Annotated in this window: 9 protein-coding genes; all 9 read left to right on the forward strand. The window is 52.4% G+C overall.

Annotated features, from left to right (window positions below):
* Positions 1-103: 103 nt before the first annotated feature.
* The 9 genes from Enr8_RS03000 to asnB all read left to right on the forward strand — a co-directional run bounded on the left by Enr8_RS03000 (position 104) and on the right by asnB (position 18,819).
* Positions 104-1,510: a carbohydrate porin gene (locus Enr8_RS03000; RefSeq protein WP_146429131.1), complete on the forward strand. Its 1,407-nt coding sequence runs from the start codon at positions 104-106 to the stop codon at positions 1,508-1,510.
* A gap of 340 nt (positions 1,511-1,850) precedes the next feature.
* A complete protein-coding gene (locus tag Enr8_RS26385; RefSeq protein WP_261342413.1) occupies positions 1,851-1,982 on the forward strand; it encodes a hypothetical protein in 132 nt (43 codons plus the stop codon).
* A 362-nt stretch (positions 1,983-2,344) separates the two neighbouring features.
* Entirely contained in the window at positions 2,345-2,572 is a 228-nt protein-coding gene (locus Enr8_RS26545; protein ID WP_146429132.1) for an MbtH family protein, read from the forward strand.
* Between the two features lie 146 nt (positions 2,573-2,718).
* Positions 2,719-3,846, forward strand: coding sequence for an ISAs1 family transposase (locus tag Enr8_RS03015; protein WP_146429134.1), 1,128 nt, complete (start codon positions 2,719-2,721; stop codon positions 3,844-3,846).
* Between the two features lie 93 nt (positions 3,847-3,939).
* Complete coding sequence (locus Enr8_RS03020; RefSeq protein ID WP_146429135.1) at positions 3,940-4,230, forward strand: hypothetical protein; 291 nt, start codon at positions 3,940-3,942, stop codon at positions 4,228-4,230.
* Positions 4,231-4,257: 27 nt separating this feature from the next.
* The gene (locus tag Enr8_RS03025) at positions 4,258-4,542 is read left to right on the forward strand and encodes a hypothetical protein (RefSeq protein ID WP_146429136.1); all 285 of its coding nucleotides are present in this window, start codon (positions 4,258-4,260) and stop codon (positions 4,540-4,542) included.
* Between the two features lie 105 nt (positions 4,543-4,647).
* Complete coding sequence (locus Enr8_RS03030) at positions 4,648-7,197, forward strand: penicillin acylase family protein (protein ID WP_146429137.1); 2,550 nt, start codon at positions 4,648-4,650, stop codon at positions 7,195-7,197.
* A gap of 16 nt (positions 7,198-7,213) precedes the next feature.
* Complete coding sequence (locus Enr8_RS03035) at positions 7,214-16,975, forward strand: non-ribosomal peptide synthetase (protein WP_146429138.1); 9,762 nt, start codon at positions 7,214-7,216, stop codon at positions 16,973-16,975.
* Positions 16,975-18,819, forward strand: a complete 1,845-nt coding sequence (gene asnB / locus Enr8_RS03040) for an asparagine synthase (glutamine-hydrolyzing) (RefSeq protein WP_146429139.1) — start codon at positions 16,975-16,977, stop codon at positions 18,817-18,819. The genes Enr8_RS03035 and asnB overlap by 1 nt, the downstream gene beginning before the upstream one ends.
* The last annotated feature ends 57 nt before the right edge of the window (positions 18,820-18,876 follow it).

Raw genomic sequence — 18,876 nt, forward strand, 5'->3', positions numbered from 1 at the left:
TTCGCGTCAGGAAGGTGCGGCAGGGCGTCAACGGCAAACGCGACCCGGATGGCGGATTCGGCGTCGCCCAGGTACGGATACCTCTTTCTGGAAAACCAAAGACATGAAGTTGATCGCCTCACTCGGTTTGTTCGTGATTGCGGCGGCATCGCTGTCTAGCGTCGTGCTCGCCGCAGCTCCTACGCCTGGTGCGATGGTCATTGACAGCGCCTGGCCAGCTGGCGACGTCGGGTTCGAGATGACCGATCCGCAAGTGGCGCCGGTCGGCTACTACGCCGATCATGGCGCTTCCCAGATGGGCGGCGGTCATGGCGCGGCGCGCGATTGTCTCTGCTGCCGCCCGACGCTTACCAATGGTCTATGGGGTTACGGCTATTGCCTGGCCGATCACGGCATCGGCATCAAGAGCTCGCTGACGCAGTTCTACCAAGGACCTTCCAGCGGCGGCGCTCAGCAGAACTTCAGCTACGGCGCCAAGTTCGATCTGTACGTCGACTTCAACACCGAGAAGATGGGGCTATGGGAAGGGGGCGACATCCTGATTCACGCCTCGGAATGGCAGTTTGGCGAGAACGCCAACGCCGACGCCGTCTTCGCTTCGCCGGTCAACGCCAACCTATTGTATCCGACCAACCAACCTTCGTACTCCGTCTCGCACTTGCTGTTGACGCAACAACTCGGCGGCGGACACTTGGCGATGGTGGGCCGCTACAGCATGCTCGACTTGTGGGAAGGTTTTTATCCGGACTATGGGCATGGTCTCGACGGCTTCATGAACGTCTCGATGATCATTCCCTTGAACATTATCGTGCCGACCGTCGCGCCGACCTCAAACATGGCCGGCCTGGTGAAAGCAGGCGAACGCGGTCTGGAGCGCGGCGTGATCGTCACCGAGACCACCAATCATGCGACCAACGTCGGTCTCGACTTCCAAAACGGGGTTACGATCCTTGGGTTTGATCGGCTCTATACCGACATCGGCGGGCTGGCCGGTTCGCATACTGTCGTCGCGACCTACGCCACCGGCACGTTCCGCGACTTCAATCCCAACGGCTGGATCACCGGTCCGGCTGGCCTGGTGCAAATTCCGATCTTGGGAGAGCAGAAAGGATCGTGGTCAGCCGGCTACATCGCCGAGCAACGACTGTGGCAAGATCCCTGTAGCGCCAATCGCTACGCCAAGGCGATGCTCACTCTGGGCGTCGCTGATCACGACACCAGTCCGTATGGCTTTGGCGCCAACGTTTCTTCCGAAGCGTTCGGCTGGTTCGCTTCTCGCCCAAGCGATCGCATGGGGATCGGTTACTTCTACTACGATTTGTCCAATGGCTTCCAGGAAGCGATCCAGGCCCTCGGCCCCGCGCAGAACGTCCAAGGTGGCGAAATCTACTACAATGCAGCGATCACGCCGTGGTTCCATCTGACCGCCGACATCCAGGCGATTCGCCCGATCTTCGAGGCGAACGACACGGCGATCGTGCTGGGCCTCCGCGGCCGGATCGACTTCTAGTCGTAAGTCGATTTGTCCCTGGTACATTAACCCGAGGCGCGAGCCGAGGGAATGTGTGCGCAAGTCTGGGCGCTGTTGCCACGTCTTCGTGGCAATGATTGCGTTCGCCAGTTCGTTGCGGCGCCGTCTGCCCGAAAACCGGGAGTCGCATTTAGCAGCTCCCCAATCAACCGGCAACCTCGCGTACATTCGTTGCCACGAAGACGTGGCAACGGCGCCCATCTATTAAGAACTTCACGATCCAACGAAAAGTTGACGCGCCCCTGCCGGTGGTTGATACTAGGGCCACACTCCATGCCCTCCCAGCTTGCGCCTCCACCCCCGACAGAAGGCCCTTCTCATGCACCTATTCCGCTCGTTTCGCAACTTGCTGACGGTCGCCGCTTGTTTGCTGCTGATTGGCTCCCCGGCCCTGGCCGCCGAAGAGGCGAAGCGCCCCAACGTCATCTTCATTCTGGCCGATGACAAGTAACAGCCTGTACGTGGGATACCGAAGAAACACAAGGAAAACGCAGAGAAGACAGCGTTTCCGATGGTAGTTGGGAATCACGGAGGATCGTGCCAAATTCAGGTGGATTCAACGGGATTAACTACACTTTGCTACAGCAGGGCAGAATTCGTGATGTGAAGGAAGATTCACCGAAACGGCGCAGAAGTAGAGGTGCACGCGGTTAAACGGACGAGCAACGTGAATTCGCGCGGGTGTTGGGTTACACTCTTCTCGCCCCCCGCACGATACTGATTGCGTTACGTCTTACGCGTTTGGTACAATCACGTAAACGTCATTCCAGACTAGGTTGGTTGAGAACGAGAGAATAGTCGGAGGAACACCGTATGTCGCAGGCTCACCCTGACGAATCGACTACCTACAAAGTTGTTGTCAATCACGAGGAACAATACTCGATCTGGCCATCTCATCGAGTAATTCCGCTTGGTTGGTCTGAGGAGGGGTTTGAGGGTCCAAAGCAAAACTGCCTTGAGCACATTAAAGTTGTATGGACCGACATGCGCCCGCTAAGTTTGCGAAAGGAAATGGAAAACTCCGAAGAGCACAACAATTGAATTGCGGCGTTGTTTTGGCGAGCAGGGTAGATGACACGGCGATTGCGCCATGATGGGCAATCTGCAATAATCCGGCAAGTACGTCTTGGCGTTTTTGCGACATTCGTTTCGCCGCCAGGCGTTCGCTTTGCAGGGAGGTCTTCCGCATGTCTTCTTCGGCCGCTTCGATTCAACAGCACTTTGCCGACCTGACCGATCCGCGCACGCGGAAGGTGACTTATCCGCTGGTCAACATCGTCACGATGTCGCTCTGCGCCGTGCTCGGCGGGGCGGATGATTTCGTCGCCATCGCCGATTGGGCGGAGGATAAGAAGGAGTGGCTTTCGAAGTTTCTCGACATGAGCACCGGCGTCCCTTCGCACGATCGATTCAACGCGATTCTCGGCGCGCTGAAGCCGGCAGAATTCGAGAAGTGTTTGCTCAGTTGGATCACTTCGCTGCAAGAGATCACCGACGGACAAATCATCGCGATCGACGGCAAGACGTTGCGGCGCAGTTTCGACGCCGCCAGCAGCAAGGCGGCCATTCACATGGTCAGCGCTTGGGCGACCGCCAACCATGTCAGCCTCGGTCAAGTCGCGACCGACGCCAAGAGTAACGAGATCACGGCGATTCCGAAATTGCTCGAAATCATCGAGGTTTCCGGCTGTTTGGTGACGATCGACGCGATGGGCTGTCAAAAGGAGATCGCTGCAAAGATCGTCGACGCAGGGGGCGATTATTGCCTGGCGATCAAGGGAAATCAGCGTTACCTGCACCAGTCGATTCGCGATCACTTCGTCGCCGCGATGGAAGTCGACTTCAAGAAGCTGAAAGTTCACCGTCACGAAACGCATGAGAAAGGGCATGGCCGCGAAGAGTCGCGTTACTATTATCTCTGCCCGATCGATGCGGATGACTTTCCGTACGCGAGCAAGTGGAAGAGCCTGAAGGCGATCGGCATGACGATCAACATCGTGACGCAAAACGGCAAAGAGACAAGCGACGTGCGTTACTATATTGTGAGCAAATACCTCACGGGCAAACGCTTCGCCGAAGCGGTCCGCGGTCACTGGAGCATCGAGAACAGTTTGCATTGGCAACTCGACGTAACGTTCGGCGAGGACCAAAGCCGCATCCGCAAAGGAGACGCAGATATCAACTTCAGCCTGCTGCGAAGAACGAGCTTGAGTCTCTTGAAGAACAACAAAACGGCGAAGGTGGGTGTGAAGAACAAGCGGCTAAAAGCGGGGCGGAACGACGCCTATCTGCTGGAAGTGTTGCTGGGGACGTGATATATGGTGCGATCGCCGTGGGGTAGATGAACTGCCTGCTGCTTCGCCTGATTGTGTAGATTTGAGACTAGCCCTTTCGATCAGGAGGTACCCATGGCGAAAGTTCCATTCGCATCATTTCCATCAGGTGACGTATCCGCTCCCGTCATACAAGTCAACAAGACAGATCGGCGTAAGAGCGTTTTTGGTTCCCCTCAATCACGTAGTGGATTTATGTCCATAATCGCAACTTCCCTGCCGGCTAAGGAAGTGAAAAGCCTGACCGTTGAAGAGTTTGAAGCCTTGGTCTTGGCAATGGCTAGCGAAGTGATCGCAAATCCGGAGATTCGTAAGATCTTGCAGGACGCGGTTGAGGATTCCTTGTCCGATCTCAATTCTGACTAATCAAATTTGCATGACGGAGGCATACTCATGGCAAAAGTTCCATTTGCTGTTACACCAACACGTTCTGTTGAATCCGTTGTCGTGGACTCTTCTGGTGATCCCAGGTCAAAGGTAATGGATACACCTGCGTCGAGCAGTCCCTTTACAACCGTACTTGCTTCACTTTTGAAAGCTAACCAATTACGGGATTTATCTGTTGCCGAGTATGACGTGTTGGTTGCACGGCTTTCTGGAGAGATTTTCACGAACGATAAGGTTCGCGAGATCCTCAAGGAGCGAGCAAAGAAGGCCATGAAAGAACTACGGGAGTGAAACCGTTGGTAATGGCTTGCCTACGAAAAGATGTTCGCGATTCCCATCGAAAGCTCGTCCAGTGGTTTCGATTCTGAATAGTTCCGCATGGAATCAACGTAGGGGATGGCTGTGTTCTGGAGAAGAAAACTCGAGCTTTTTCAGTCGTTGCTTCATAAGCAAGAGGGATTACAAACGCGGAATAACATCGACAGTTTTCTAGCGATTTCGGGACATCATCCCGATTTGGCCGATGTTGAAAAGAAGCTCAACAAGGAGACCCATAAGCGAATTAGTGAACTAGGACCTTCAGAGAGTCTTGTTCTTGACGAGATACCTCTTGACGAGGTACCGATAGATACTCCGCTACCACAAGTCGACGTTTCTCCCCCGTCGAAGACATCAAACACTTACGCATGTGAAATCTTGTGGGATCATTTCGGCGTTCCGCATGTATACAGCGAATCACCGACCTCTCTTTTTTTCGCGTTCGGGTGGTGCCAAGCCCATAGTCATGGAGATCTCTTGTTGGAGCTGTATGGGAGATCGCGCGGGAGAAACGCGGAGTACTGGGGAGCAGGCGAAGACGACTGGCGCATCACAACGGATCGTCACATCCGCCAGTTAGATGTCGTTGGGAATGCAACACGTTGGTACAACTCTCTTTTCAGAGATATCCGCGAAAACCTTGAAGCATTCTGCGATGGAATCAACCACTATGCGGACAAGTACGCGGATCGTCTAAGCGAGCGAGTTCGGCAAGTGCTTCCCGTCACACCTGTAGACGTTTTGGCTCACTTGCAAAACGCAATCCACTATCACTTCGTGTTTCGACCTGAACTTTTGTCTTTTGGATCCAACGCTTGGGCGGTTGCGCCAAGTCGGACCAAACACGGAAACTCACTGCTACTAATCAACCCTCATACACCATGGTCTGATTCGTACACATGGTACGAAGCCCATCTAACCGCTGAAGAAGCGGGAATCGATTGCTATGGGGCAACGCTTGTTGGATTGCCATTCTTGTCGGTTGGGTTCAACAAGTTTCTCGGCTGGGCGCATACGGTCAACACGATGGATGGCGCTGATCTGTACGCGTTAAAGCCGGTTAGCGGTGGATATGCCTGGGACAATGAAGCGGGTTTTCTTCCATGGGATGAATCGCGGCACACAATCAAGGTCAGGGAGTCCGATGGCTCTTTTCGTGAAGAGAGCTATACGGTGCGACGATCGATCCACGGTCCCGTAATCATTGAAGATCCAGACTTGCCGATAGCGCTGAGAGTCGTAGGTACGGATCAGCCGTACGTGATCAATCAATACTGGGACATGATGCGGTCTCGCGACATTACCGAGTTTGAAAACGCAGTGCAGCATCTGCAGAATCCCACCTTCATGATTCTCTATGCGGATCGTGATGGAAAGATATTGTCGTCGTTTAGTGGTCAAGTTCCCAAAAAACCTGTTAACGATTGGGCGTTTTGGGGAGGCGTAGTTCCCGGCAACTCCTCAAAGTTCTTGTGGACGGAAACATACGACTTTGCGGACCTGCCGCATGTTGTGAATCCACCGAGTGGTTGGCTTCAGAATGCTAACGATCCGCCCTGGAATACGACGATTCCAGGTGGTCCGTCATCAGAGGAGTTCCCGCTACATCTTGCTCCCAACTTCATGCACCTTCGCGCACAGTATTCCGCTCTGGCCTTGAAGGAGAATGACAATCTTACCCTCGAGGACTTCGTCAAGCTAAAGCATAATACAAGAGTGGAGCTTGCAGAACGTGTGTTGGAGGACTTGATTGTGGCTGCGCGCAATGTGAATTCACCACTCCTTAAGTCTGCTGCAAACGTGCTTGAGAACTGGGACCGTCGTGTTGAATCACATAGCCGAGGAGCCGTCTTGTTTAAACGCTGGGCCCAGTTGATGCCGTGGGATTCTGATGGATTTGCAGTGCCATGGGACCCCAATCGTCCGTTAGAAACCCCAAAGGGCCTTCGATCGCCCGAGGTGGCTATGGTTGCCTTGGAATCGGCTTCGCTTGATCTTATCAATACATACAAAGACATTGCCGATACATGTCCAAAATCGTTGGATTTAGAAGAGCCACATTACGCATTAGCCATCAAGTGGGGTACGGTGCATCGGCTACGTGTTGGTAGTTTTGATCATCCGGCATCCGGCGGAGGAGAGAATCTAGGCGTTTTTCGCACGATCGAGTTCCGGCCGATCGGCGGCGACAATGCTGGCAGGTTTGAAGCGGTTAGCGGCGAGTGTTTCGTAGCGGCGATTGAATTTGGCGACCGCGTACGGGCAAAAGTGGTATTGGGTTATGGGAATTCGTCGCAGCGTGGTTCCAAGCATGTGGGGGATCAACTCGCCCTTCTCGCAGCCAACCAACTCCGTGACGCTTTACTGACTCGTGCGGATGTCGAAGCGAATTTGCAGCATCGCGAAGTCCTTTCATTGAATGCTGGCCAATCCGCAGGTAAAGCAAATGTGCAAGACATGTTTGTGTCCGCTTTGCTGTCGCACCTTTCATCCTCCGATCTCTTGTCCTTAAACGAGGAAGAGCGTGACTGTATGATTGCAATACTGTCCGGCGAAGTGCGTACCAACTCAGACATTCACGAATTGTTGCGTGATTGTGCACTTGAGACTCTGAGCGAGCTTTCCTGATTCAGAAATCGATACCGTGGATAAAGAACTGTCAAGTGAAGATACTCTCGCTTCTCTAATTTGCGACGCGTCGAATCGATATCCCGATCGCGACGCTCTGATTTTTCTTGCTGATGGCCGACTTGAACAAGATCGCTGGACCTACCGAGAGCTCTATCTTCGGTCGGCGGTAGTAGCTGGCGCGATTCAGAGTTTTGGCGCACGGCCAGGTGATCGAGTCATGATTGCCTGCCCAAACAATTTGCATTTTGTCTCTTCGCTTTTTGGGTGCGCTCTCGCAGGCACGGTCGCTGTGCCCGTCGGTCAGCGACGCACATCATTGGCAAATGATTTTGCAACTGAGATTCAACGCGAGACCGCTGCGACGTGTGTGCTCACGACGAGCGATATCGATCCCAGTTTTATTTCAGGCCCCGCAAAGCGGGCAGCATGTATATTCGTAGATGAACTGCCCGAGTGCGGGCCTGCTCATTACGTCGAAACGTATGTAGCGTCCGGCGACCGTGCAATCATCCAATACACATCCGGGTCGACCATAGCTCCTCGCGGAGTCGTCTTAACACATGAGAACTTGTTCGAGAATCAACGCACGATCAAGCATGCCTTTGGTCATGATCACGAATCAACTTTCGTAAGTTGGCTTCCGCTATTTCACGATATGGGCTTGATGGGTAGCGTCCTGCAACCGATTTTTCTTGGTGCTCACGCAGTCATCATGCCACCGTCGGTTTTCATGACCACACCTCTTCTCTGGTTAAAGGCAATTGATCGATATGGCGGCAAGACCGCTGGCTCGCCGAATTTCGGCTACCAATGGTGTGTAGCAAGATATCACAGAGAATCCTGTGAAGATCTCGATTTGAGTGGTTGGCGAATTGCGTTTAATGGAGCGGAATCCGTTCGTTCCGAGACGCTTACCAGTTTCTGCGAGACATTTGCCCCTCATGGTTTTAAGGCCGAGTCCTTTTATCCTTGCTACGGACTCGCCGAGTCTACATTGTTCGTCACGGGAGGAGATATTGCCCATCGTCCTCGTGTCATTTCACTTTCCACCCAGCATATGAAGAAGAACTCTGCGAGAATTGCGGTCGGTAAAGAACATGCCACTTCTGTTGTGAGTTGTGGATTTCCTCACCGGAAGACCGCCATCTCTATCGTCAAGCCAGAGTCGAGTGCTTGTTGTCCCGAGGGTGAGATTGGTGAGATATGGGTCTCAAGTTCCGCATGTGCCAGCGAATACTGGCGTAATCCCGAGGCTACAAGAGAGGTGTTTGGTGCCGCGTTAACATCTCTCGATAGTCAAGATTACGTGAGGACAGGTGACCTAGGGTTCCTGCTCGACAACCATCTATATGTCGTTGGAAGACTGAAGGATGTCATCCTTCGAGCGGGAAACAACTACTACGCGGAAGACATTGAATGGGCCGCCTGCGCGAGTCACCCACTGATTCGTCCAAACGGATGTGCTGCATTTTCTGACAATGACAAGACTGTGATTGCGGCGGAATTGAAGCGAAATCCGAAGGATTTCGACGAAGTTATCCAGGCAATTTGGAGTGGCGTTCGAAAGGATACCGGAATCGCACCAGACCGAATCCAATTGTTCTTAAAGGAGCGCCTACCAAAAACATCCAGCGGCAAGATTCAACGATCGTTGTGCCGCAAACGGATCGCCCAATCTGTCTTGAATCCGGTTTGTACGTGGCATCCGAAAGTGCAAACGGAAGACGTTACCCCAGACGCAGACGGACAAGATATTCAAGAATGGCTACAGCAGCGATTAGCTGATTACAAAAACACTTCGGCGGACCAAGTAGCTATTGATGTTTCGATTTTTGATCTGGGCTTTGATTCACTGAAACTGATGGAGTTGTTGCATCAGCTTGAGCAGCGTTTCCAAGTTGTTATTCCTTTGTCGAATGCTATCGCAAATCCGTCAATCAAGGAAATCTCGGGAATGCTATTGCCGAATTCCGCCGCTACGACGATGGTGAATCAGCCGACGGAGGATTCCCTATTAACACCCGGTGAAAAGGCGCTCTGGATTGAATGTCATAAGAGTGGCGAATCTGCGCGTCACAACGTCGCATTCATGGTCGACATACCCACTGAGGTCGAGTTCCGAACGCTGGTACGAGCGATCAATCGTGTCGTGCGGCGGCATGACTCGTTAAGGTCTTCCTTTCTGCGATCCAGTCAGGGGCCAGTCCGAGTTACGTGCAGTGACTACGCGGTCGAAGTCGGATATGTGGACGCTGGCGGGTGGACCGAAGAAGATCTTGGTGCACGCTATCAAGAACTTACAGCGACTCCGTTTGATCTTGAGAAAGGCTCACTGTTTCGAGCGACTTATTTCGCTGGCGACCGACCGACCCTCTTGATTGTCGCTCACCATCTAATTTGCGATGCGTGGTCAAAGGACTGCTTTCTTCGCGAGTTGCAGGAGATTTGCGAATCAGAGGCTCGGAACGTTGCACCAAGTCTACCGGCGATCACGAAAGACTCGACAATGGCGTCTATCGCCATGCGTCAAATCAACGCTTTGGCCAGCCAGAGAAAGAGACTTGAGGAGTATTGGGCACGACAAGTGGATGGTGTGCCGACGACGTTGCAAATACCAACACGTCGTCCGTCTACCACTTCAAATCATCGACCTAATGGCCGTCATCAGCTCACGCTCCGAAGGAGCTTCTTGCGCGACGTTGAGCGACTAGCGCTCGAGTTGAGAGTCTCGGTGTCCTGCCTATTCCTTTCTGCATATCAGGCCTCCGTGCGAGCCGTTTGTGCGCAAGATTCATTCTTCGTTGGAGTTTCAATGGCTTGCCGTTTGGATTCCGTAACGGCCAACACGATCGGCTATTTGGTAAACATGCTGCCGATCAAAGCCGAGATTGATGACCAAGATGAGTTCGTAGCCCTTGTTCGAATGACACACAAAAGGTTGTGTGAGGGGATCCAGCACAGCGAGTTGCCGTTTCATGAAATCGCAAAGTTAGCGAACGCAAGACGCGATCAATCCCGTCCGTTGCTTGCACAAGCTGCGTACACAAACCACACTTCGCCAACGACGCGCATTTGGAAACATGTCGAGGTTTCTGCGCCGCAGTCGGATTTTGAGCTGCAGCTAACGACATTCTGCATGCCAGACAGAGTGGATTGCCAATTTCTGTTCGACGAGGGCGTATTCGATTCTCGCACAGTAACTTCGCTTGGACGGCTATTCCAAAGACAGCTTGAATGTGCCGTTGGCGACCCGACAATACGATTTGGAGCACTAAAAAATCGTGAAGATGGGATAGTGACGAGACCGTTTGTAAGTAATGAGTCCGGTTCTCCTAAGGTTTCTGCCGCCACATTTTCAAGCAATCATGCCCGCAGCTCTTGCACCATTCCCACGACAACAATTGGGGACAAATCATTCGCGACGCTGACAACGAGGTTTCAGTCCATCGCGCGTCGATTTCCGGAAAGAGTCGCAGTCGCAGACCAGTGTGAATCATTATCCTACACACAGCTCGACCGTCGCTCCAATCGTATTGCCGCGAAGCTTGCTGGAATTGGTTGTCGCCCGGAAACGCTCGTGGGCTTGCAGCTTGATCATTCGGTTAATGCAATCGCGGGCATCTTAGGCGTCTTAAAGACAGGGGCTGGTTACGTGCCGATTTCAGCAGACCTCCCCAATGCTCGCGTCAAGCACGTTCTGTCTCAATTGAATGTCACTCGAGTCATTGGGCATGCCGACAAGAATGTCGATTTTCGGAGTATTGAATTTGTTGACTTAGATTCAGCTAGTCGTTTTGAATCCAGCTCTTTTCCGGCAGCAGGAATCCACCCGGCGAATATCGCATATGTCATTTCGACATCAGGTTCCAGCGGGGAACCGAAGTTTGTTGGTGTCGAGCACCGTCAAGTATGTGCCTTACTGCAAGGACTATTTCATCTTAACGACGTCAGCGAGAACGATGTTTGGTGCAAGTTTCATTCTGTGTCTTTCGACTTCTCCGTCTGGGAGATATTCGGAGCTATTTGCAGTGGCGGAAAGCTTGTCATCGCAGACAAAGAGATTGTTCGTTGTCCGGCAAAGACCATTGATCTAATCAATGAGCAGAGAGTGACGGTGTTCAGCCAAGTGCCCTCCGCATTTAGTAATCTCGTCTCTGTTGCGAGTGAACCAAAACGCCTCGATAGCTTGAAGATGATCGTTTTGGGTGGCGAGAGAATCGATTCTTCATCAATTGAGGCTTGGGCAAGAACCTTTGGACTCACCGCTCCCAAGCTCATCAACATGTACGGGATCACTGAGACTACCGTTCACGTAACGCAAAAGGCACTTGCGCGCGACGACATTTTCCGACTCTCGCAGCAACCAATCGGAGTGCCGTTACCATCTGCGCGTGTTTACTTGCTGGACTCGGAACTTAATCCCCAAGCGGTTGGTCAGGAAGGCGAGATCTATGTCGGTGGTGAATGTATTAGCCGAGGTTATCTCTTTGATCCGGCTCGTACCGCGGAAAGGTTTGTACCCGATCATCTGTCAGCCAAGCCGGGTGCAAGGCTATATCGAACGGGGGACTTGGCGCGACAGGACGATTCCGGCGATCTGTATTACGCTGGCCGAATCGATAGACAGTTAAAGATTCGTGGGCATCGGATAGAGCCGGTCGAGATCGAGCAAAAATTGAAACAAATGTCCCACGTTCGCGACGCTGTCGTCTTTGCAAAAAACATCGACGACGAAAGCCCCCTCGCCAGAATGATCGCCGTTCTGGAGTGTGATCATGAATTTCGTTTGACTGTAGATGAAATTCGCGGAAACCTTTCGCTGCATCTTCCAGCATTTATGATTCCCGCCGTATTCAAGTTTGTAACCACATTCCCACGAACCGCGGGAGGAAAGATTGACAGGGGGGCGTTGGAAAGAGCGTTGGACTCCGGTCGTGAAAATCCAGTCCTGGTTAAGACTTTCAAAGACGATATCGAGGCAATGGTCGGCAGAGCGGTGATGGACGTATTGCGCTGTGATTTGGCACGCCCGGACGATGATTTCTTTTCGTTGGGCGGTGACTCCATGCTTGCGCTCAGGCTGGTTGCCCGGTGCCATGAAGAGGGGTACGAATTGCCGCTCGAACAGATCTTTCGGTCGCCCAAGATAAGCGACCTCGCGCGATGCGTTTCGGAAATCGGATCAGGCCAAACAGCGTTGGTGAAACGATTTAGCCTTATTTCACCGCAGCAACGGGCCCTGTTTTCAAGCGATGTTGAAGATGCGTATCCGGCGAGTGCGCTCCAGAGTGTATTAATTGAGCAACGACAACAGCGTCTCAACGAGTCGTACGTATCGGCGATCACTCTGCGAAGTCGCTTCGATGAGTCGATGCTGCGAAACGCTGTCGAATTCGTTGTGCAGCGACATCCGATGCTGAGAACCGGCTATCGCTTTGCGGACAGTGATCAATTGGTACAGGTTGTTCACCGCTCAAGCAGTCCGCCAATCCGTTTCTACGATTTACGACAGATGCAACCGGACACGCAGAAAGCGAAGCTTGAGGAGTTGCGAAATGAATTGAGATCACATGATGTTGAATTGACATCATGTGAGCAGGTTTCGTTCCATGTGATTCATCTTGGCCCCAATCTTTTTCAGATCATGGTGGCGGAGTCGATTCTGGATGGTTGGAGTGTTGCCATCGCCATTTCCGAAATGCTTCGGTACTACCATTCAGCCATCAACATGCTCGCGATTCCCTCGTTTACACACCCACTTCCGATTGCAGAATTCATCCAGCAGGAAATCACCCTCGTTGATTCTTCGAGTTACTGGAAGGAGCAACTTGCCAATATCGAGCACCAACCGATACCGTTCAGGAGAAAAGAATCCAGGTCGAATCGCGATCGTGAACGACTTACGCAGAGGCATTATTTTCAGTTGGGTTCGGACGCCACATCATCTCTGATCGATGTGGCGGAAAGACTTGGCGTTGGTCTGAAGTCTGTCTTGTTGGCAACGCATCTCCGAGCGATCAGCTGCATTACCGGTAAGAGTGCGGTCTTGACCGGTGTCATGACGCACGGAAGGCCGGGTCGCTGCGGGGCTGATCGCACGGTGGGTATGTTCCTCAATACACTGCCGTTTGTTCATGAAATCGGGACGGAGACTTGGGCCGAATTAGCACGAGTCTGTCAGTCATGGGAATCCCAAGCCTTTTCTCACCGGGCCTATCCGTTTGCCAAGATCCAGCGAGATCACGGTTCACGGATAACGGATTTCGCATTTAACTTCACGCGTTTTCACCCTTTGCGGGAACTGCAATCACTCGATCGAATGGAGATCGTGGATTGGACCGCATCGGATCAAACTCATTTTCCAGTGAATATCCAGATGAATTTGGATGACATTTCTGGTTCACTTCGAGTTGCTGTTGAGTTTGATCCAACAAGGCTTGACGAAGATGATGCGGAAGTCACGCTGCAAGTGCACGAGAGAGCGATTGGACAGTTTATCCGGAACCCGCAAACGCGTGTTCTGGCATCGTCGCTCTTGGCGGAAAGCCACTCGCAGTCGTGTGATGGACCCATCCAAAAAATTGATCAGGGTCTTAATGTTCCCGAGAGATTTCTAGCGACTGCACGCCGGCATCCCAACCTGGTCGCGGTCGTTTCGGGCGAAACGCGGCTTACGTACGGTGAGCTTGAGAAGTGGGCCGAAGCCATTGCTTCCAATCTGGGGTCAAATGGTGTTCGTGCGGAGTCTCGTGTCATGATCGCTTTGCCGCGATCGCCTGAAATGGTTGCTGCGATGTTGGGGACGATGATTGCGGGAGGTTGTGCAATCCCTGTTGACATTGAATTGCCGGCGAGCCGCCTGAGTCAAATGGCGTCTGTGACGCAAGCTGAATTTGTTGTCGGAATCGACCGCGCGTTAGGAGGGCAAATCTCTCCGGGAGCTCGATTCCTGCATATACAGGACATTCTGCAAGCGAGGGCTGCCGATCATCCGACCGTTCCAATGATTCATAGCGAGAAACAGCTTTCGTATATCATTTGCACGTCAGGTTCATCGGGAGAACCGAAGGCCGTTATGGCCACTCATCTAGCGCTAACAAACCGGCTGCTGTGGATGGAGCAGTATTTTCCCCATTCATCACAGGACGTTGTTGCCGCCAAGACATCCGTCGCATTTGTTGACTTTATCGCGGAAGTTCTTGGTCCGCTTTGTTCAGGAGCCTCGATCGTCATGCTGGACTATAAGGACGTCATCGACACTGAACGACTTGTTTCCCTGTTTGCGCGTTTTCGCATTTCTCGGATCACGGTCGTGCCGTCGCTATTGAGGGTGTTGATTGACCAAGTGTCATCTCCGGGGGAGGCCATGCCAAGATTTTGGATTTCGAGTGGCGAGCCCTTGCCGACAACACTCGTGCGTGATTTTAAGACGTGGCTTCCCGATGCAACGTTGATAAACCTCTATGGATCATCGGAGACCGGTGCTGATGTGACTTACCATGAATGTCAGCCAAGTGATGCCCAATCACTCGTGCAATGCGGCATGCCGATTTCGAACAATCGAGTATTTGTCATAGGTGATGATTTGTTCCCCGTGCCGTATCGGGTTTCCGGCGAAATATGCGTGTCCGGCTTCGGATTATCACTCGGTTACGCTGGGCAGCCCGATTTTACAGCCAGCCGATTCCTTCCTTGCCCGTTCGAATCGTTCGGCGAAGTGATGTTTCGGACGGGTGATCGCGGTTTTATTTCGGAAGATGGATCGCTTTGGTTTCAAGGCCGAAGCGACGATCAAATCAAGTTGCGGGGGCAACGCCTCGAGCTAGCCGATTTGTTGATCGCGCTCGAAAAACACCATTCGGTCTTGGAAGCCGCGTGCCGCGTTTGGCCTGGTTCCAATGGCGACGAGTTGCATGCTTACGTTGCATTAAGAACGGGGCATGCCGCGACCAGCAAAGAGCTGATGCGGCACCTGCGTGATTTGTTGCCGCAGGCAATCATCCCCACCGCAATTCATCAATTGTCGACGCTGCCTAAGACGGATACTGGCAAAGTATCGAAGCTGGACTTGCCGGCTCCGCACCGGAATCACCGTCTTGCTGGATTCAAATCTCCAATTACGGATACGCAGAAGCGACTGGCCGCTATTTGGAGCGAGATTCTTGAAGTCGAGGAAATCAGTCTCGACGAGTCGTTCATACAACTCGGTGGACACTCTTTGCTTGTCACGATGTTGGCGGGACGAATCGAGAGGGAGTTTGGTGTTGCCATTTCTCCCATGGATATCCTCGATTCGGAAGATCTGGAAGCGCTCGCTGCTGCTATCGATAGCGCGATGTCAAGTTCCTTCGTTGGAGTTCGTGAAATCGAGCCGGAGTTGTCGCCTCAAACAACCGAGATGTCGAGTACTCAACGCGCGCTATGGTTAGTGGATAAGATCTCACCCGGTTGGTCCGCTTACAACATGTCGGCGTCCGTGCTCTTGATAGGTAATGTGAATCTTGATGCTATCCGGGAATCGATCTCGGAAATTACGGCTCGCCACGAGTCATTAAGAACTGTCTTCATTGAAGGTTCCACATCACCCAAAGCACACATTAATCCAGACGGTTTGGCGACTGACCAGATAAGTGTGACGGACTCGCTCGATGCTAGTGACAAAGAAATTCGGGAGATCGTTGAAAAGGAAACCGCAAGGCCGTTCGATCTGGCCAATGGTCCGCTAGCCCGTTTCAATCTAGTCCAATTGCGAGAAGATAAAACTCTGTTGCTTTCAACCATTCACCACATTGTGTGCGACGAATGGTCGTTGGGAATCCTTGTCGACGAATTGAATCGTCTTTATGCCTCTCGCGTCAGCGGCAGCAGTCTGTACATGCCGCAACCCAAGCAAATGCGGGAGTATATAGCGAGCGAAATTAGACACACCGAGTCGACGAGATGGAAGAACAAGGTTGCGTACTGGGCCGATTACTTGGCGGGGAGTTCTCCCACACAATTTCCCCATCTTCAGCCTTGCACGGGATATCGAATCAGGTCAGGGCAACGAGCCGAAATGATCATCGACTCGACGACATCCGCGCGGGCGCGCGAGTATGCTCGGTCCCAGCAGGCAACTCCGTTTATGGTGCTTCTAGGCTGCTTTCAATTGGCATTGCGGTTGATCGCAGACGAACGTGAAATAGTCATTGGCACTGACTTTGCACAACGCGATTCATCCAATCATTCAATAGTCGGTCCTCTTGTTAACGAGGTGGTTCTTCGACAACGGATTGAAGATGATCGATCCTTCAGCGAACTCGTATCCGAAGTGCGCAAAAGCGTTGCAAACGCCTTGGCAAACCAAGGGGTGTCGTTATTGGATGTCAGAGAGCGTATGCGCGCAAAGGGCGACACGTTGAACTTGCCGTTCTTCTCGATAAAATTCGTTCTTCAAACGGCACCGCTACCCGCGTGGAACTTTGCCGATATTGACGTCATCCAATTTTCGCCAACTGCGATTGCTTCGCCATTTGATCTGCTCGTCAATACTCGGGACACTCCTGCGGGTTTTCACTGTACCGTTGACTTCAATCAGGAGGTTTACGACGAGTCGGTGGTAAACGAAATCATGGCGATGTTCGAGTCTGCCCTTAACGTCTTGACTGCTGCAAACGACGAACCAATACGCAATGCCTTCGAACGCATTGGAACGGAAGCGAATCGAAAGAAGAGTGATCGAGCAAGAATTGCCCTTCGGAATGCGAGACCTGGGAACTGTGGGGATGATTCTTGATGTGTGGAATATGTGCAGTATTCTCGAAAGACGCCGACGCATCGAACGAGCTCGTTAGCAAAGGCATTTCGGCGATACGACATCGAGGCACGGACGGAATCGGGATCTGGTCGTCAGATGATCAGGCGATCGCAATGGGGCATGTTCGGTTGAGCTTGATGGATCTGGCAAATGGTGCCCAGCCCTTGTTTAACGAAACCGGAGAGATTGCATCGGTCGTTTCCGGCGAATTTTACGACAGCGCGCTGTTGCGTGACCGACTGATCGCGACGGGGCATCACCTGCGAACATCTTCTGACAGTGAGATATTGATCCATCTGTACGAAGATCTCGGTACAAATTGCTTGGAGCATTTGGATGGTGAATTCGCATTTGTCTTGTGGGATTCGAAAAGGAAACGCATATTCGCAGCCCGCGATCGATTTGGTGTAAAGCCACTGTATTACGCTGAATCGAATAATCGCTTGTATCTCGCCTCCGAAGCTAAAGCACTCTTCGCCATGGGAATCAAACCTGCCTGGGACGAGCAATCGGTGTTTCAGCATCTCTTGGCGTGCATGGATAACGATCGAAGCTTGTTTCATTCGGTCAGGCAAGTACGACCAGGATCATATTTGACCGATTCCGGTGCGGGCATCGATCGCAAGTCCTACTGGGAACTCTCGTTTGACGCTGCGGAGACAGAAAGCGATCGCAGCGAAGCGGAGCTCTTGAACGAAGTGAGAACCGAGCTCCGAAGTTCGGTGTCAAGCCGGATGGTCGCAGATGTTCCAGTCGGATTCATGCTAAGCGGAGGGCTTGACTCCTCGATCGTTACAAGTCTCGGAATGCAGTCGAGACCGATCGGATCGTCCGCGTTTACGGTTCGCTTTGAGCATGCCGCGTACGATGAGTCCTTGCGCGCGAGGGCGGTTGCGGATCATTGCGGTACACCTCTTGTGGAAATCCGCGTCGGCTTGCGCGAAATCGCAGACCATTTTGCGAAGGCAGTTTGGCATGGTGAGACCGTTTGTTTCAATGGTCATGCTCAAGCACGATTCTTGCTTTCTCAGCAGATTTCCCGCCACGGGTTCAAGGCCGTTGTCGGCGGTGAAGGCGCCGACGAGCTTTTCGCGGGGTACCATTTTTTTGACAGCCCAAACCCTGAGCGAGGCGTCGACAAAACGAAGGTCAACGAACTCGCATCCGTCATTGATCAGCTTGGCTGCTTGCCTTCAATGATCCAAGGGTTTTGGCAGGCTCGTAAGCCGATCCGTGAATTACTTTCGCAAGACTGGAAAGCTCGTTCCCGCAATCCATTCGAATCGATGTTGGAGAATTTAGATATCAAAGAGATCTCAAAGTACCAGCCATTGACGCAATCGCAATCCATCTGGATACAGACGTTTCTTCCCAACTACGTATTGGCCGCCGAGAGACTGGATATGGCGCACAGCGTCGAAGTTCGCCAGCCTTTTCTGAGCCACAAGCTTTTTGACGTTGTCAAACATGTGCCGGCAAACCTGCTTAGAAACCGATTCGCTGACAAGCCTTTGTTGCGAAAGGCATCTTCGGATTGGCTGCCACACGAAATCTTGAAGTGTCCCAAGCATCCGTTCACAGCTCCGCCGGCGACGTTGAACGACAATCCACTTATGGAGTTCTTTTTCGATGTTTTTCACAGTAGGGACTTTCAGGACTTGCCGTTCTTTGACTGCGAAAAGGTGATACGATTGGTCGATGGCTTAGAGTCAATGACACCCAGCCAACGCATCGCTATGGATCAACCATTGTCCATCATCGCCTCATTGTGCGTGCTGCAACGCGAATTCATATCTGGATCCAAGCCCATTGCACTACACTAAATTCGCGACATACCGCATCTCACCGCAACAAAGACACCTCGCCGAGTTGTTACTTGG

The sequence above is a fragment of the Blastopirellula retiformator genome, assembly GCF_007859755.1.
In the GTDB taxonomy this organism is placed as follows: domain Bacteria; phylum Planctomycetota; class Planctomycetia; order Pirellulales; family Pirellulaceae; genus Blastopirellula; species Blastopirellula retiformator.